General features: G+C 67.5%; 11 protein-coding genes. 10 read left to right on the top strand and 1 reads right to left on the bottom strand.

Translation table 11 applies throughout. The features are described from left to right. Positions 1–289 precede the first annotated feature (289 nt). From ACULPM_RS03220 to ACULPM_RS03240, 5 genes are all read left to right on the top strand, one after another. Entirely contained in the window at positions 290–1,243 is a 954-nt protein-coding gene (locus ACULPM_RS03220; protein WP_445331117.1) for a bile acid:sodium symporter family protein, read from the top strand. Positions 1,244–1,996: 753 nt separating this feature from the next. Next, the gene (gene gatC, locus ACULPM_RS03225; protein WP_445331116.1) at positions 1,997–2,314 is read left to right on the top strand and encodes an Asp-tRNA(Asn)/Glu-tRNA(Gln) amidotransferase subunit GatC; all 318 of its coding nucleotides are present in this window, start codon (positions 1,997–1,999) and stop codon (positions 2,312–2,314) included. Further along, positions 2,314–3,819, top strand: a complete 1,506-nt coding sequence (gene gatA, locus ACULPM_RS03230) for an Asp-tRNA(Asn)/Glu-tRNA(Gln) amidotransferase subunit GatA (protein ID WP_445331115.1) — start codon at positions 2,314–2,316, stop codon at positions 3,817–3,819. Before gatC ends, gatA begins: the two co-directional genes overlap by 1 nt. Further along, positions 3,816–5,339 carry an Asp-tRNA(Asn)/Glu-tRNA(Gln) amidotransferase subunit GatB gene (gene gatB / locus ACULPM_RS03235; protein ID WP_445331114.1) on the top strand — a complete coding sequence of 508 codons (1,524 nt, stop codon included), beginning with the start codon at positions 3,816–3,818 and terminating at the stop codon, positions 5,337–5,339. Before gatA ends, gatB begins: the two co-directional genes overlap by 4 nt. Positions 5,340–5,807: 468 nt before the next feature. After that, entirely contained in the window at positions 5,808–6,752 is a 945-nt protein-coding gene (locus tag ACULPM_RS03240; RefSeq protein ID WP_445331113.1) for a YitT family protein, read from the top strand. Positions 6,753–6,971: 219 nt separating this feature from the next. Here the strand turns inward: ACULPM_RS03240 and ACULPM_RS03245 are convergent, their stop codons facing one another. Then, positions 6,972–7,625 carry a helix-turn-helix transcriptional regulator gene (locus tag ACULPM_RS03245; RefSeq protein ID WP_445331112.1) on the bottom strand — a complete coding sequence of 218 codons (654 nt, stop codon included), beginning with the start codon at positions 7,623–7,625 and terminating at the stop codon, positions 6,972–6,974. A 296-nt stretch (positions 7,626–7,921) separates the two neighbouring features. Here ACULPM_RS03245 and ACULPM_RS03250 point away from each other — a divergent pair, with 296 nt between their 5' ends. From ACULPM_RS03250 to xdh, 5 genes are all read left to right on the top strand, one after another. Next, the gene (locus tag ACULPM_RS03250; RefSeq protein ID WP_167930907.1) at positions 7,922–9,256 is read left to right on the top strand and encodes a uracil-xanthine permease family protein; all 1,335 of its coding nucleotides are present in this window, start codon (positions 7,922–7,924) and stop codon (positions 9,254–9,256) included. Positions 9,257–9,345: 89 nt separating this feature from the next. Continuing rightward, positions 9,346–10,698, top strand: coding sequence for a putative aminohydrolase SsnA (gene ssnA / locus ACULPM_RS03255; RefSeq protein ID WP_445331111.1), 1,353 nt, complete (start codon positions 9,346–9,348; stop codon positions 10,696–10,698). A 117-nt stretch (positions 10,699–10,815) separates the two neighbouring features. After that, the gene (gene ygfK / locus ACULPM_RS03260; protein WP_445331110.1) at positions 10,816–13,812 is read left to right on the top strand and encodes a putative selenate reductase subunit YgfK; all 2,997 of its coding nucleotides are present in this window, start codon (positions 10,816–10,818) and stop codon (positions 13,810–13,812) included. A gap of 120 nt (positions 13,813–13,932) precedes the next feature. After that, the gene (locus tag ACULPM_RS03265) at positions 13,933–14,142 is read left to right on the top strand and encodes a 4Fe-4S binding protein (RefSeq protein ID WP_445331109.1); all 210 of its coding nucleotides are present in this window, start codon (positions 13,933–13,935) and stop codon (positions 14,140–14,142) included. 63 nt (positions 14,143–14,205) lie between these two features. After that, positions 14,206–16,959 (top strand): selenium-dependent xanthine dehydrogenase, encoded by a 2,754-nt coding sequence (gene xdh, locus ACULPM_RS03270; protein ID WP_445331108.1) that lies wholly within the window; start codon positions 14,206–14,208, stop codon positions 16,957–16,959. The last annotated feature ends 184 nt before the right edge of the window (positions 16,960–17,143 follow it).

Genomic DNA, 17,143 nt, shown 5'->3' on the forward strand with positions numbered 1-17,143 from the left:
CTCCTCGCGGGCCGCGCGGGCCCGCGCCTTATTTCGCCTAATTCATAGTAATGAGTGGGGTATTAAAGGCAAGGGGTCAGGGCGAGAAAAACGCCCCTTCGTAACAATTCCTACTTATTTAGAGGCATTTAAGGACGGCGCGGCGGCGGGTCTGTTGCCTAAAAGGGGCCTGTCCCCTTTTAGGCATCTGCGGCGCCGTTTGCCGCCGCGTTACGCGTGCTCGCGGACCGCGTGGCGAGAAGTACCATGGCACACGGCGGGCGGTCGGCGATGGGAGGTCCTTCTCGGCATGGAGGCGTGGAAGCGGCTCGGTGGCTTCATCGGGAGCCACATGGCATTTGTCTCCCCGACGTGCGTGGTGCTCGGCGTGCTCTTCCCCGACCAGCTCTCCGTGCTCAAGCCGACCGTGACCGCGCTCTTTGCGTTCATGACGTTCCAGAGCTCGCTCTCCAACACCTTCGGCAACCTCGCGCGGACGGTGCGCCGCCCGGCGCCGCTCGTGGTGACGCTCCTTCTGGCCGCCGTCCTCATGCCGTGCGTGGCCTGCGCGCTGGCGACGGCGCTCTTCGGCACGAGCCCCAACCTCGTCTGCGGGATCGTGTTGGAGTGCAGCGTGCCTGTGGCCGTGGTGTCGGCCATGTGGACCAACATGCTCGGCGGGGACCCGGCGCTCACGCTTGCCACCATCCTCGTGTCCACGGTGGCCGCTCCGTTCACGATTCCGCTCACGCTGCACCTGCTCCTGGGCCAGACGGTCGAGGTGGACGCCGCGCGGATGATGGGGGAGATGGTGGTCTCCATCGCGCTGCCGGCGCTCGCGGGGACGCTGCTCAACGACGCCTCGCGCGGCCGTGCGGCGCGCGAGCTCTCGCCGGTGCTCTCGCCCGCGGGCAAGATCGCGCTCGTGCTGGTGATCCTCAGCAACTCGACGGGCGTGGCGCCCTACGTGCGCGCGCTCACGCCCCAGCTCGTTGGCGTGATGGCGTTCATCTGCGCCTTCTCCGTCGGGGGCTACGCGCTCGGCCTCTCGGCCGCGCGCCTCATGCGGCAGCCCCGCGAGCGGGAGGTCTCGATGACCTATCTCGTGGGCATGCGCAACATCTCGGCCGGGGCGGTCATCGCAGCGGAGTACTTTCCCGGCGAGGTGATGTTCCCGGTGGTCATAGGGACGCTCTTCCAGCAGGTCATCGCCGCGAGCTTCGGCACCGTCCTGCGTCGGCGCGCCCGGCGGGCCGCCGAGTAGCGCCGCTGCCCGCGGGGCGCGGGGCGGGCGCGACGGCGTTGCCGTTTCCGGGGTTGTGGCAATCCGGCGGTTCGCGGCGTTGCCGAACGGGGGCTTGTGGCAGCGGGCTCAGCGCGCCAACTGGACGTTCTTCTCGCCCCGCTGTGCTTTCGGGGGTCATGGCAGGGCGAATGCTGCCATGACCCCAAAATCACCAACGCCTCGCGCTCCACAATTGCCACGACCCCCGATTCCACAACGCGGCGCGGGATGCCCCAGGTGCTAGTGGTGGCGGTACATGCGCGGGCGCGGGCGGCCGTCGTCGAGGATGACGGCGAGCGCGGCGATGGCCACGACGGCGATGAAGATGATCTTCTTCATGATGACCTCCCTCTCTGATGAGCCCATTCTCCTGCCCGACGCTGCCCGGGGCCATCGATGCGACTTACTGCTGCCTTGCGCTTTCGTAAGGTTCGGATGGCGCGCGCCCCTCGCTCCGGGTACGTACACCCTCCTCCCAGATACGTACGCAATTAGAGGTCTGATACGCCTTACGTTCCGGAGAATCCGCAGGTGGGCGCGGTGGCGAGAAGAACATCAGCTCTGAAACCTCGTACGTACCCGGGAGGGGCGTGTACGTACCCGGAGCGGGACGCGAGGGGGTCGCGGGAGAGGGCCGCGGGCCCGCCCCCGCATTGTTGCGGCCGCGTCTCGGCGGAGGCCGGGCGCGCGGTCCCTGTCGTAGAATGGGGCGCAGTGTAGATAGGAGGACCCATGCCCCTTACCAGAGAAGACGTCGCGGGCATCGCGGACTACGCGCGAATCGCGCTCACGCCCGAGGAGCTCGACGAGATGACCGCGTACATGAACGATGCCATCGACCTGCTGGAGCCCATCCGCCAGTACGACCTCGAGGGCGTGGAGCCCACGTTCCACCCCATCGGCGACCTCTCCAACGTGATGGCCGACGACGTGCCGGACACCGAGGTGCGCCACCTGCCCGTTGACGTGGCGCTCTCAAACGCCGGCGCGTTCCGCGACCGCAGCTTCCGCGTGCCGTCCATCCTCGGCGACCAGGGGGGTGACCGCTAATGGCAAACCTCGACCAGCTCTCTGCCGCCCAGATCGCGGCGGGCGTCGCAAACGGCGACTTCACCGCCACCGAGGTGGCCCGCGCCGCACTCGACGCCGTGGAGGCCCGCGACGGCGAGGTCAAGGCGTTCCTGCAGGTCTCCGCTGACCTCGCGCTCGCGGCTGCCGAGGCCACGGACAAGGCTCGCGCGGCGGGCGAGAAGCTCGGTCCGCTCGCCGGCGTTCCCGTGGCCTTCAAGGACAACATGCACCTCGTGGGCACCCGCACCACCTGCGCCTCCAAGATGCTCGCCAACTACGAGTCCACGTTCACGGCAACCTGCGTCCAGCGCATGCTCGACGCCGGCGCCACGCCCGTGGGCAAGACCAACATGGACGAGTTCGCCTTTGGCTCCTCCACCGAGTCCTCCGCCTTCCACCCCACGGCCAACCCGTGGGACACGGGGCGCGTCCCGGGCGGCTCCTCGGGCGGCTCGGCTGCGGCCGTCGCCGCCGGCGAGGTCACGGTCTCGCTGGGCTCCGACACCGGCGGCTCCATCCGCCAGCCGGCCTCGCTCTGCGGCGTCGTGGGCCTCAAGCCCACCTACGGCGCGGTCAGCCGCTACGGCGTCGTGGCCTTTGGCTCCTCGCTCGACCAGGTCGGCCCCTTCGGCCGCAGCGTCGAGGACGTGGCCCTGGCCATGAACGCGCTCACTGCCGGCGGTCGCGACCCGTGGGACTCTACGAGCCAGCCGGTCACATGCGATTTTCTCGCCCATCTGAACGACCCCATCGAGGGACGCCGCGTGGGCGTCGTGCCCGCCCTCATGGAGGCCGCCGGCCTCACCGACGAGGTCCGCGACGCCGTCACCGCCGCCGGCCGCGCGCTGCAGGACCAGGGCGCCGAGCTCGTGGAGGTGGAGCTGCCCAACATCGCCTCCGCCATCGCGGCCTACTACGTGATCGCGCCGTGCGAGGCCTTCTCCAACCTCGCGCGCTTTGACGGCGTGCGCTACGGCTATCAGGAGCCCGGCCAGGCAACGCTTGCCGAGCAGACCTCGCTCTCCCGCGCGCACGGCTTTGGCGAGGAGGCCAAGCGCCGCCAGATGCTGGGCGCCTACCTCCTCTCCAGTGGCACCTACGACAAGTACTACTACCCGGCGCAGCAGGTCCGCACCCTCATTACGGCAGACTACGCCCGCGCGTACGAGAAGTGCGACGTCATCCTCATGCCGGCCGCGCCGCGCACGGCGTTCAAGTTCGGCGAGATGAGCGACCCCACGCAGATGTACGCGTCGGACATGTTCACGATCTCCAACAACATCGTCGGCAACGGCGGCGTCTCCGTGCCGCTGGGCCTGGGCGCCGCCTCCGGCCTGCCCGTGTCCGCGCAGCTCCAGGGCCCGGCCTTTGCCGACGCCACGCTGCTCACGTTCGCGCGCGCGATCGAGCGGTCCTTCTCGCCGTCTGGCACCGGGGCACCCGTCGCGCCCGCGTTTGCCGGGAAGGGAGGTGAGCTCGCATGAAGAAGCTCGCCGAGGTCCTCAAGGACTGGGAGGCCGTGATTGGCCTGGAGGTCCACACCGAGCTCACCACGCTCGAGACCAAGATGTTCTGCAACTGCCGCCTCTCCCACGACGACGAGCCCAACACCAACGTCTGCCCCGTCTGCCTGGGCATGCCGGGCGCGCTGCCCGTGCCCAACGAGAAGGCCATCGAGTCGATCGTCATGGCAGGCCTGGCCACCAACTGTGAGATCCAGCGCCACTCCATGTTCTACCGGAAGCACTACTTCTACCCGGACATGGCCAAGAACTTCCAGACCACGCAGGGTCCCGTGGCGTTCTGCATGCACGGCCAGCTTGACCTGGAGGTCAGCGGCGCCGGCGCCAAGGAGCGGCCGGATGGCACGGTGGAGAAGGACGCGGACGGCGGCTACGTTGCGCCCATCCGCATCCTGCGCATCCACATGGAGGAGGACGCCGCCAAGATGGTGCACGTGGGCGGCGAGGAAGGCCGCATCGGCGGCGCGGCGGAGTCCCTCATCGACTACAACCGCTGCGGCACGCCGCTCATCGAGCTCGTCACCGAGCCCGACCTGCGCACGCCCGAGGAGGCGCGCCTCTTCATGGAGAAGCTGCGCCAGACCTTCCTCACGCTCGGCATCTCCGACTGCTCACTCGAGAGCGGCTCGATGCGCTGCGACGGCAACATCTCGCTGCGCCGCCGCGGGGAGACCAAGTTTGGCACCAAGACCGAGATGAAGAACATCAACTCGTTCAAGAGCCTGCACGACGCGCTCGAGTACGAGATCTGCCGCCAGGCCGAGGTGCTCGAGGAGGGCGGCATCGTCTACCAGGAGACGCGCCACTGGGAGCCGAGCCGCCGGCGCACCGTGGTCATGCGCGTCAAGGAGACCGCGGACGACTACCGCCTCTTCCCGGACCCGGACCTCGCGCCCTTCGACCTCACGGACGAGTTCATCGACCGCTGCCGTGCGCGCATCCCGGAGCTGCCGGACGCCAAGCGCGACCGCTACATGGCCGACTTTGGCCTCAAGCGCGCCGACGCCGCCCAGCTCGCGGGCGACCCGACGGTCGCGGCCTTCTTCGAGGAGACGCTGGCCGCGGCGGGCGCTGGCGAGAAGAACGTCAAGGCCGTGGAGACCGTGGCCAAGGTCATGGTGAACCTCGTCCCCAGCTACGACGCCCTCACGCCGGCGCAGGTCGCAAGTCTGTCGGCACTTCTCGCCGAGGACGCGATCACGTTTGCGCAGGCACGCGAGGTGCTCGACGCGGTCAACGGCAGGGGTGAGGACCCGGCCGCCTACGTGGACGCCCACGGCATGCGCCAGTCCACCGACGCGGATGCGCTCGGCGCGATTGTGGACGAGGTGCTCGCGCGCTGCACCGACCAGGTCCAGCAGTACCGCGACGGCAACAAGAAGGTGCTCGGGTTCCTCGTGGGCCAGTGCATGAAGGCGGCCAAGGGCTCCGGCAACCCCAAGGCCTTCAACAAGATGCTCGCCGAGAAGCTCGAGGGGTAGACGCCCTCACCAACGGCAGAGGCCGCCGCTTCGTACGCAGGACTGCGCTACGCGGAAGATCCTGCGCAACGAAGCGGCGGCCTCTGCCGTTGGTAAGGACGGCCTCTCGTTCGTCGCGAGGCAAACCGCCGGGTAAGGGCGGAGTGGGGGTTCTTCTCGATTGTTCTTCTTTCCGTTGAGCATGCGTAAGCTGGCTTTTTCGGATTCTTGAGATTGCGCGTCATTTGGTTTCAAGTTTTTAATACGTAACGCGGAATAATGCGTCAATATGTCCACGATTCTGGGTTTACGTATGAAAAATATCAAATCAAATGATGCGTAGCTTGGGATTTCTGGAAAAACGAGTCTGCGCATCCTCGCTACAGGCGCGCGCCACGGCGCGGAACCTGCTAGACTGCCGACCCCGAAGGCCAACAGGACGTGCCAAACGAACCGGGTTCGTTTGGCGTGCGCGGAGGGGAGCGTGCGGTGGACGAGCAGCTGGAGGCGGCGGTGGAGCCGGTCTCTGAGGTCGTGACGGAGGACGAGGAGGCGCGCGGCCAGAGGCTCTCCAAGAAGCGTATGGCCTACAGCTTCCCGCAGTTCTTTGCCCTGCTCAACGTGGGCCTCATCCTCACCGCGATCGCGCTCGTGCTCTTCAAGACGCCCAACCACCTGGCCTTCGGCGGCACCACGGGCTTTGCCATCCTGCTCAACACCGCCATCCCGGCGCTGCCCGTCTCCATCTACATGTGGATCCTGAACGCCGTGCTCGTGGGCCTGGGGTTCGCCTTCCTGGACCGCAAGGCGGTGCTCTGGAGCGCCTTCGCGTCGTTTGCGCTCTCGGGCTACACCTCGCTCTTCGAGTGGCTCTTCCCCGTGACCCAGTCCATCACCGGCGACCTCTGGCTCGACGTCTGCTTTGCGGTGCTCCTGCCGGCCGTGGGCTCGGCCATCGTCTTTGACATCGGGGCCTCCACCGGCGGCACGGACATCCTGGCCATGATCTTGCGCAAGCACACGGACCTGGAGATCGGCAAGGCGCTCTTTGCGGTTGACGTGGCCGTGGTCGTGGCGGCTATCGGGCTCTATGGGCCGCGCGTGGGCCTCTACTGCGTGCTCGCCCTCATCGGCAAGACCTTCGTGGTGGACGGCTTCATCGAGTCCATCCGTCAGCGCAAGGTCTGCCAGGTCATCTGCTCGCACCCGCGCGAGGTGGAGGAGTTCATCGTCAAGAAGCTCGGCCGCACGGCCACGGTCACGCAGGGCTGGGGCGCCTACTCCGGCCGCCGCGTGACCATCCTCACGAGCGTGCTCTCGCGCCGCGAGGCCATGAAGCTGCGACTCTTTGTCCGCGCTACGGACCCGGGCGCCTTCATCACCATCACGAGCAGCTCGGAGATCATCGGCCGCGGCTTCCGCGGGGTCAACTAGCGAGTTGCGTGCGCGGAGGCATGCTCGGGCGCGTCCTTCTCGCCCGCGCGTCCTGCGCTGACGTCTCCGAGCATGCCTGGGTGCACAGAATGCGCGAGCATGCCCCAGCGCACAGAATCGGCCCCTACGGGTCGGAAAGTGTGCGCAGAGGCATGCTCAGCCAATCCGTGCGCAAGCATGTTCGCCTGGGCGAGAAGAACGTCCGGTTGAGCGCTCGACCTACGCGTCCTTCTCGCCAGCGCGCGCCTCGTCGAGGTAGCTGTAGAGGGTGTACTTGGAGATGCCAAAGAACTTGCAGACCTTGGGTCCGCTCTTGGTGATGAGGAAGGCCCCGGTGTCGTTGAGGTAGCGGATCGCGCGGACCTTCTCCTCCTTGCTCATGAGCGCCACGGGCGTGCCCACGAGCTGCACGCTCTGCTCGATGAGGTCGTCCAGGAGGTCGGCCACGCTGCGCACGATGGGCTCGGGCTCGCGCGGGGCGCTCGGCTCGGTGCCCACGACCTCGGCGATGGTGTCTCCCATCGCGCGCAGGATCGTGATGTCGTAGTTGATGGCGAAGATGCCCACGGCATGCCCGGCCTCGTCGCGGATGAAGACGGTCGAGGACTTGAGGATCTTGCCGTCCGCGGTCTTGGTGAGGTAGGCGGGCCGGTCCTCGAGCTTGGAGTCGCCGGCGTGCAGCGCCTCCAGCACCACGTGGCTCGGTCCGTCGCCGAGCTTGCGGCCGGTCACATGGCCGTTCTCGATGGCCACGATGGAGTGGCTGGGGTCCTTCGTCTCGAGGTCGTGCACGACGACCTCGCAGCTGCTGCCGAACTGCAGCGCAAGGGCGTGGGCGAGTCGCTTGTAGAAGTCGAGCTGCTCCTCGGTCATGGGGCCTCCTCGATCGGCGGTGCGATGAGAGCATACTAGCCGATTCTCTGCGATTTCAAACTTTTTGTTAGGTGCCCGAACCCGAAGGCTCGGCTCGCCTTGGGGAGAAAAACGGGCCTTGACGTGGCGTTATATCGCGGCGTAGATAACGGAAAAAATCTTGTGACGGGGCCGTGTCCCGACCGCTCACGCCCCGCAACCTACCGTCTAACAGATTTTCATCAAAGCAGACAAATTGTTAGCCACCTCTCGCAATACTATCGAAACATAGTCGGAGCATCGTGGAGAGGACGATCATGGCTAAGACGCAAGCGACGGGGGTCAAGAGCGCCCACGACTACCTGTTCCAGCGCGAGGGGATGCCGCCCGTCGGCGAGATGATCCCCTGCGCCCTCCAGCACGTGCTGGCCTCCTTCGCCGGCATCATCACCCCGGCGATCCTCATCGCCGCCACGTTCGACTTCACCGCGCAGCAGAAGACCGACATCATCCAGGTCGCGCTGATCCTCTCCGCCATCGACACGGCGCTGCAGGCCTTCGCGCCGTTCCGCCGCATCGGCGGCAACCTGCCCATCGTCATGGGCGTCTCGTTCGCGTTCCTGCCGGCGCTGCAGGCCATGGGCGCCACGTTCTCCTTCGGCGCCCTGCTCGGCGGCGAGATCGTGGGCGGCATCGCGGCCATCCTCTTCGGCATCTTCTACGGCAAGCTCAAGGCGTTCTTCCCGCCGGTGGTCACGGGCACGGTGATCTTCACGATCGGCGTCTCGCTCTACCCGACGGCCATCAAGTACATGGCCGGCGGCGAGGGCACTGCGCTCTGGGGCACCCCGCAGGCCTGGTGCGTGGCGCTCGTCACGTTTGCCGTGGTCTTTGGCCTCAACAACTTTGCCAAGGGCACCCTCAAGCTGGGCAGCGTCTTCTTCGGCATGATCGCCGGCATCATCGTGTCCGCGCCCTTTGGCATGCTCGACTTCTCCGCCGTGGGCTCCGCGGGCGTCTTCGCGTTCCCCAAGATCATGCCGTACGCGCTCGAGTTCCATCCCGAGGTCTGCATCACGCTTGCCGTGGTCTACCCGATGGTCGCCATCCAGGTCATCGGCGACGTCTCCGCCGCCTGCCTCGGCTCCATGGACCGCATGCCCACCGAGCGCGAGCTCTCCGGCGCCATCGTCTCCCAGGGCGCGACCTCGCTCGTCTCCGCCTTCATCGGCGGCCTGCCCACCTCCGCGCTTGGCCAGAACGTGGGCATCATCTGCTCCAACAAGGTCGTCAACAAGTGGGTCTTCGTGATCGTGGCGGCCGTCTTCGCTGCGGCGGGCCTGCTGCCGCAGCTCTCCGCGCTGCTCACGGCCATCCCGCAGCCGGTCATCGGCGGCGCCACGGTGGGCGTCTTCGGCACCATCACCATGAACGGCGTCCGCATGTTCACCAAGGACGGCCTCACCCCGCGCGTCACCACGATCGTGGGCACCTCGGTCGTCTTTGGCCTCGGCATCTGGATGGCGTCGGGCTGCCTCGCGGGCGAGGGCATGCCCAGCTGGGTGACCACCGTCATCGGCTCCAACGCCATCACCCCGGCCGCCATCATGGCCATCATCCTCAACCTCATCCTCCCCAAGCCCGAGAAGTAGGCCGTGCAAAAGGGACAGGCACTTTTGCACGCCCCGCAGGAAAGAGGGGCGAGAAGAACGGTCTTCTCGCCAGACAGATAGGAGACGAAATGCTGCTCGTCACCAACGGTCGCGTCATCACGCGCGACGCTGACAACGCCTACCTCGAGAACGGCGCCGTCGCCATCGATGGCGAGAAGATCGCCGAGGTCGGCGACGCCACGGCGCTGGCCGAGAAGTACCCTGGGGCCGAGGTCGTGGATGCCCACGGCGGCGTCATCATGCCGGGCCTGGTGAACTGTCACACCCACATCTACTCCGGCCTGGCGCGCGGCCTTGCCATCAAGGGCTGCAACCCCACCAACTTCCTCGAGAACCTCGAGCAGCAGTGGTGGAAGATCGACGACAACCTCACGCTCGACGGCACCCGCGCGAGCGCCTACGCCACCGTGCTCGACAGCCTGCGCGACGGCGTGACCACGATCTTCGACCACCACGCGAGCTTCTGCGAGATCCCGGGCTCCCTCTTTGCGATCAAGGACGTCTGCGAGGAGACCGGCATCCGCGCGTGCCTCTGCTACGAGACCTCCGACCGCCGCGGCGACGAGAAGCGCGACCAGTCGATCGCCGAGAACGCCGAGTTCGCGCAGTGGGCTGCCAAGGCCCAGGCCGAGGGCAACTCCATGATCGCCGCGATGTTCGGCGGGCACGCCACCTTCACGCTCTCCGACGAGACGATGGACAAGATGGCCGAGGCCAACGCCGGCCTCACCGGCTTCCACATCCACGTCTGCGAGGGCATGAACGACGTCTGGGACAGCCGCAAGAACCGCGGCGGCATCTCGCCGATCGAGCGCCTGCTGCAGCACGACCTTCTCGGCCCGCGCACGATGCTCGGCCACTGCATCCACGTCACGCCCGCCGAGATGGACATCATCAAGGAGACCGGCACCCACATCGTCAACAACCCCGAGTCCAACATGGGCAACGCCGTGGGCTGCGCGCCGGTGCTCGAGTTCTTCCGCCGCGGCATCCCGGTGCACATGGGCACCGACGCCTACACGCACGACATGCTCGAGAGCCTCAAGGTCTTCCTCATCATCCAGCGTCACAACGCGGCCATGCCCAACGTGGGCTGGGCCGAGGCCATGACGATGCTCTTCCAGAACAACCCCGCCATGGCGAGCGAGTACTTCGGGCGCAAGATCGGCGTCCTGGCGCCCGGCGCCGCGGCCGACGTCATCGTGATGGACTACCCGGTCTTCACGCCCTTCTCGGACGAGAACATCGACGGCCACATGCTCTTCGGCATGATGGGCAAGAACTGCCGCACCACCATCGTCAACGGCAAGGTGCTCTACAAGGACCGCGAGTTCGTGGCCTTTGACGAGGAGCGCATCAACGCCTGGACCCTCGAGCAGTCCAAGAAGCTCTGGGGCACCCTGAACGAGCGCACGTACTAGGACCGGTCGGCGCGTGGCGGGAAAAAGGGACAGTCACTTTTGCACGCAGGGGGGCGCGACCAATCGTGATGACCGTGCAAAAGTGACTGTCCCTTTTGCACGCGGAGAGGAGCAACAATGAGCGACGTCATGAGGCCGATCCCGTTCGCGCAGGTCATGGACTGGGTCCTGACCGAGCACGAGACTCAAGGCGCCATCTTCGGCGTGCGCAAGGCCTACGTCCACGAGGGCGGCGCCGAGCCCATCTTTGCCGAGAAGATCGAGACCCCCTTTGGCCCGGCCGCTGGCCCCAACACCCAGCTCGCGCAGAACATCATCGCCTCCTACGTGGCGGGCTCGCGCTTCTTTGAGCTCAAGACCGTGCAGGTCATGGACGGCGAGGAGCTCTCCGCCTGCGTGAACAAGCCCTGCATCGTGGCCGAGGACGAGTGCTACAACTGCGAGTGGTCCACCGAGCTCACGGTGCCCGACGCCTTTGCGGAGTACGTCAAGGCGTGGTGGGCCTGCAAGCTCATCGCCCGCGAGTACGGCCTGGGCGACCCGGACGGCTTTGTCTTCAACATGTCCGTGGGCTACAGCCTCGAGGGCATCAAGTCCGAGAAGGTCGACACGTACATCGAGGGCATGAAGGACGCCTCCGGCACCGAGGTCTGGGCCGAGTGTCGCGACTGGGCCCTCGCCAACCTCGACCGCTTTGACAACGTCGACGCCGACTTCGTCAACGCCGTCTCCCCGCAGGTCTCCAACTCCGTCACTGAGTCCACGCTCCACGGCTGCCCGCCCGACGAGATCGAGCGCATCGCCACCTACCTCATCACCGAGAAGGGCGTGAACACCTACATCAAGTGCAACCCGACGCTTCTGGGCTACGACTTCGCGCGCGAGCGCCTGAACGAGCTCGGCTTCGACTACATCGTCTTCGACGACACGCACTTCCGCGAGGACCTGCAGTGGGTCGACGCCGTGCCCATGTTCGAGCGCCTGATCGAGCTCTGCGACGAGAAGGGCCTCGCGTTTGGCGTCAAGCTCACGAACACCTTCCCGGTGGACGTGACCCGCGGCGAGCTGCCGAGCGAGGAGATGTACATGTCCGGCCGCTCGCTCTTCCCGCTCACGATCGAGCTGGCGCGTCGCATCGCCCGCCAGTTTGACGGTCGCCTGCGCATCTCCTACTCCGGCGGCGCCGACGCCCGCAACATCTGCGAGCTCTACGCGGCCGGCATCTGGCCGATCACCATGGCCACCAACGTCCTCAAGCCCGGCGGCTACGAGCGCTTCTTCCAGATCGCCGGCCTTCTCGCCGGCGCCGAGCGCCTGGACTACGTGGACGTCGACGCCGTGACCGAGCTCGCGGCCCGCGTGGCCTCCGGCAAGGACTACCAGAAGCCCATCAAGCCGGCCAAGCCGCACAAGATCGACGCCGAGCTCCCGCTCATGAGCTGCTTCACGGCGCCGTGCCGCACCGGCTGCCCCATCCAGCAGGACATCCCGGCCTACCTCTCCCGCGTGGACGAGGGCAAGTTCTCCGAGGCGCTCCAGATCGTCATTGAGCGCAACGCCCTGCCGCACATCACCGGCAACCTCTGCCCGCACCCCTGCGGCGCCAAGTGCGAGCGCAGCTTCTACGAGCCCGAGGGCGCGCGCATCCGCGAGTCCAAGCTGGCAGCGGCGCGCGGCGGCTTCGACGAGGTCGTGAAGAAGCTCCGCGCCGCCGGTCCTTCTCGGCTGGCTTCTGCGGCCGATAAGAACGTGGCGGTCGTGGGCGGCGGCCCGGCTGGTCTCGCCACCGCGTTCTTCCTGACGCGCGCCGGCGCCAAGGTCACCATCATCGAGCGCACGGGGAGTCTCGGCGGCGTGGCGCGCCACGTCATCCCCGAGTTCCGCATCTCCCACGACGACATCGACAAGGACGTGGCCCTCTGCCTCGCCTTTGGCGCGCAGGTCCAGATGGGGCGCGAGGTCACGAGCGTGACCGAGCTCTTCGACGAGGGCTTCACCGACGTCGTGGTTGCCACGGGCGCGTGGGCGCCGGGCAAGGTGGGCCTCAAGGCCGGCGAGGAGATCGACGTCCTGGAGTTCCTCGAGGCTGCCAAGTCCGGTGAGCCCATGGAGCTGGGCACCGACGTCGTGATCGTGGGCGCCGGCAACACCGCCATGGACGCCGCGCGCGTGGCAAAGCGCGCCGAGGGCGTGCAGAACGTGCGCATCGTCTACCGCCGCACCAAGAAGGAGATGCCGGCCGACGAGGAGGAGCTGCAGCTGGCGCTCGAGGAGGGCGTCGAGCTCTGCGAGCTTCTCGCCCCGATCGGCGTGGCAAACGGCAAGCTGGCCTGCGAGGTCATGCGCCTTGGCGAGCCGGACGAGTCCGGTCGCCGCCGCCCGGAGGGCACGGGCGAGACCGTGCAGGTTCCGGCCACGGCCGTGATCTGCGCGGTGGGCGAGCAGATCGAGCGCGGGCTCTACGAGGGCGCCGGCGTCGAGGTCGACCGCCGCGGCCGCCCGGTCGGCACCGCCACCGGCGTGGACCACGTCTGGGCCGCCGGCGACTGCCGCCGCGGTCCTGCCACCTTCGTGGAGGCCATCGCCGACGCGCAGGCCGTCGCCCGCGACCTGGCCGGCGTCGACTTCAACGCCTACTCCGCCCAGAACGTCCGCGCCGACAAGTACGACGTGATCATGGGCCGCAAGGGTGACATCTGCCTCGACGTGGCCGGCTGCACCTCCAGCCGCTGTCTGGGCTGCGCCACCGTCTGCGAGGTCTGCTGCGACGTCTGCCCCAACCGTGCCAACGTGGCGATCAAGGTACCGGGCCTCGCGCAGGAGCAGGTCGTCCACGTGGACGGCATGTGCAACGAGTGCGGCAACTGTGCCGTCTTCTGCCCGTGGAGCGGCCGCCCGTACAAGGACAAGCTCACGCTCTTCTGGAGCGCCGAGGACATGGACGCGAGCGAGAACCGCGGCTGGGTGCCGCTGCCCGACGGACGCGTCCGCGTGCGCCTGGCCGGCTCCGACGGCACCTACGACGTGAACGACGCCACCTGCGGCCTGCCCGAGGACGTGCGCCTCACCATCTGCGCCGTCCGTGACACCTACGCCTACCTGCTGGCCAAGTAACCCAGCCGCGGCGTGCAAAGGGGACAGTCACTTTTGCACGCCACGCATGAACTCGCCGGATTCGGAATCTGGATGCGTGCAAAAGTGACTGTCCCCTTTGCACGCAACGAGGGGAGAGACATGGACGACGAGCTCAAGCGCATCTGGGTCGCCGACGAGGGCTGCATAGGCTGCCGCCTCTGCGAGCGCGCGTGCCCCACCGGCGCCATGCGCGTGGAGGACAAGCAGGCCCGCATCGACTACGCGCTCTGCATCGCGTGCGGCATGTGCGCCACCAAGTGCCGCAAGGGCGTCATCCACGACACGCTGGGCATCTACGCCCTTGCCTAAAAGGGCCATGCCTAAAAGGGGCCAGGCCCCTTTTAGGCAAGTTTTCGAGTAGGGGAGAAGGACATGGCAGCTAACGCCGAGTACCGCTTTACCGTCAACGGCGAGGAGCAGGTCGTCGCTACCGACAAGCCGCTCCTTCGCTACCTGCGCGACGACCTCAAGCTCACCTCCGTCAAGGACGGCTGCTCCGAGGGCGCGTGCGGCACCTGCACCGTGCTCGTGGACGACCGCGCCACCAAGGCGTGCGTCCTCACCACGCGCCTGGCCGCGGGCCGCGACATCGTGACCGTGGAGGGCCTGCCCCACGAGGAGCAGGAGGCCTTCGTCTACGCCTTCGGCGCCGTGGGCGCCGTCCAGTGCGGATTCTGCATCCCCGGCATGGTCATGGCGGGCGCGGCCCTCATCCACAAGGTGCCCGACCCTACCGAGGACCAGGTCAAGGTGGCCATCCGCGGCAACGTCTGCCGCTGCACCGGCTACAAGAAGATCATCGAAGGCATCCTGCTCGCCGCCGCAATCCTGAGGGGCGAGAAGGACATCGACCCCGAGCTTGAGCGCGGAGACGACTACGGCGTGGGCAAGCGCGCCTTCCGCGTGGACGTGCGCCGCAAGGTCCTCGGCTATGGCAAGTACCCCGACGACATCGACGAGCGCGACTTCCCCGACCTCACCTACGCCAGCGCCGTGCGCTCCAAGTACCCGCGCGCCCGCGTGGTCAAGATCGACGCCGAGAAGGCCCGCGCCATGCCGGGCGTCCTCGCCGTGCTCACGGCCGCCGACGTGCCCGTGAACGCGGTGGGACATCTGCTCTACGACTGGGACGTCATGACGGCCGAGGGCGACATCACCCACTGCGTGGGCGACGCGATTGCCCTGGTGGTGGCCGAGGACGCGGCAACGCTGGAGAAGGCCAAGAAGGCCGTCAAGGTGGAGTACGAGGTCCTCGAGCCCGTCCGCTCCATCGAGGAGGCCCGCGCCGCCGGCGCGCCCGTGCTCCACAAGCCCTACCTCGCCTTTGGCAACTGGGTCACGCCCGAGAACAACATCTGCCAGCAGCGCCACGTGGTCCGCGGCGACGCTGCCGCCGCGCTCGCGGGCGCCGCGCACAAGGTGACGCGCACCTTCAAGACGCCGTTCACCGAGCACGCCTTCCTCGAGCCCGAGTGCGCCGTCGCCTTCCCGTACAAGGGCGGCGTCAAGGTGTGCTCCTCCGACCAGGGCGCCTACGACTCCCGCAAGGAGATTGCCCACATGCTGGGCTGGGACGCCACGCCCGAGAAGGTCGTCGTGGAGACCATGCTCGTGGGCGGCGGCTTTGGCGGCAAGGAGGACGTCTCCGTGCAGCACCTGGCCGCGCTCGCTGCGCTCGCGGTGGACCGTCCCGTCAAGGTGCGCCTCACGCGCCAGGAGTCCATCAACTTCCACCCCAAGCGCCACTACATGGAGGGCACCTTCACCCTCGGCTGCGACGAGGATGGCACCTTCGTGGGCCTGGACTGCGAGATCAACTTCGACACCGGCGCCTACGCGAGCCTGTGCGGCCCGGTCCTGGAGCGCGCCTGCACGCACTCCGTGGGCCCGTACTGCTACCAGAACACGGACATCCGCGGCTACGGCTGGTACACCAACAACCCGCCCGCCGGTGCGTTCCGCGGCTTTGGCGTCTGCCAGAGCGAGTTTGCGCTCGAGAGCCTGATCGACCTTCTCGCCGACGAGGTGGGCATCTCCCCGTGGGAGATCCGGTACCGCAATGCCATCGAGCCGGGCAAGGTCCTGCCCAACGGTCAGATCGCCGACCGCTCCACCGCCCTCAAGGAGACCCTGCTCGCGGTCAAGGACGTCTACGAGGCGCACCCCGGCCACGCCGGCCTTGCGTGCGCGATGAAGAACGCGGGCGTGGGCGTGGGCCTGCCCGACGCCGGCCGCTGCAAGATCCGCGTGGAGGACGGCCGCGCCGTGGTCTACTCCGCCACCTCCGACATCGGCCAAGGCTGCAACACCGTCTTCCTGCAGGACGTCGCCGAGGCTACGGGCCTGCCGCTCGCAAACATCGTGAACGGCGAGTGCTCCACCGAGAACGCGCCCGACTCCGGCACCACCTCCGGATCGCGCCAGACCCTCATCACCGGCGAGGCCGTGCGCGGTGCGGCGTTCCTGCTGCGCGACGCCATGCTCGCGGTGGAGGAGGGCACCGAGACCGGCACGGAGCCCGTGGTGGCCCACGGCGACGGCTTTGTGGTCGAGTACGCCGACGGCACGCCCTACGTGGGCCCGGGCGCCGGCTACCACGCGGCCGACCCGGTGGCCGCGCTGGCCAAGCTCGAGGGCCGCGAGTTCTCCTACGAGTACCTCGAGAAGACCGACAAGCTCGGCGCGGACGTGCCCAACCCCAAGAGCCACGTGGCCTACGGCTACGCTACGCACGTCGTGATTCTGGACGACGACGGCCGCGTGACCGAGGTCCACGCCGCGCACGACTCCGGCAAGGTGGTGAACCCCATCGCCATCCAGGGCCAGATCGAGGGCGGCGTGCTCATGGGCATGGGCTACGCGCTCACGGAGCGCTTTGACCTCAAGGACTGCGTCCCGCAGGTGAAGTTTGGCACGCTGGGCCTCTTCCGCGCGCCGGACATCCCCTACATCAACGCCATCTACGTCGAGAAGGACGAGCTGCTCGACGTGGGCTACGGCGCCAAGGGCATCGGCGAGATCGCCACGATTCCCACCGCGCCCGCGGTCCAGAACGCCTACCGCGCCCTCACCGGCGAGCTCCAGACCGAGCTCCCCCTCCGCAACACCTACTACTCGTGCCACTGACGTCAGGTTTATTTGGCACGCCCGACCTACCCCTGCGACCAGGAATGCTCCGCCTCGTCGCATGCCCCTCACAGAGGGCCCGCCGGTTTGCCATGCCCGGCGGGCCCTCGTTTTGCGCGATGCGCGAATAGGCTCTCTTGAGCTGTGGTAGGATGTAACCAGTAAACCCGTCTGGCCTCTCAAC

This window comes from Thermophilibacter sp. ZX-H3 (assembly GCF_052599055.1).

Coding starts and splice junctions, on each gene's coding strand:
- ACULPM_RS03220 (WP_445331117.1), top strand. CDS start 290: ATGGAGGCGTGGAAGCGGCTCGGTGGCTTCATCGGGAGCCACATGGCA.
- gatC (WP_445331116.1), top strand. CDS start 1,997: ATGCCCCTTACCAGAGAAGACGTCGCGGGCATCGCGGACTACGCGCGA.
- gatA (WP_445331115.1), top strand. CDS start 2,314: ATGGCAAACCTCGACCAGCTCTCTGCCGCCCAGATCGCGGCGGGCGTC.
- gatB (WP_445331114.1), top strand. CDS start 3,816: ATGAAGAAGCTCGCCGAGGTCCTCAAGGACTGGGAGGCCGTGATTGGC.
- ACULPM_RS03245 (WP_445331112.1), bottom strand. CDS start 7,625: ATGACCGAGGAGCAGCTCGACTTCTACAAGCGACTCGCCCACGCCCTT.
- ACULPM_RS03250 (WP_167930907.1), top strand. CDS start 7,922: ATGGCTAAGACGCAAGCGACGGGGGTCAAGAGCGCCCACGACTACCTG.
- ssnA (WP_445331111.1), top strand. CDS start 9,346: ATGCTGCTCGTCACCAACGGTCGCGTCATCACGCGCGACGCTGACAAC.
- ygfK (WP_445331110.1), top strand. CDS start 10,816: ATGAGCGACGTCATGAGGCCGATCCCGTTCGCGCAGGTCATGGACTGG.
- ACULPM_RS03265 (WP_445331109.1), top strand. CDS start 13,933: ATGGACGACGAGCTCAAGCGCATCTGGGTCGCCGACGAGGGCTGCATA.
- xdh (WP_445331108.1), top strand. CDS start 14,206: ATGGCAGCTAACGCCGAGTACCGCTTTACCGTCAACGGCGAGGAGCAG.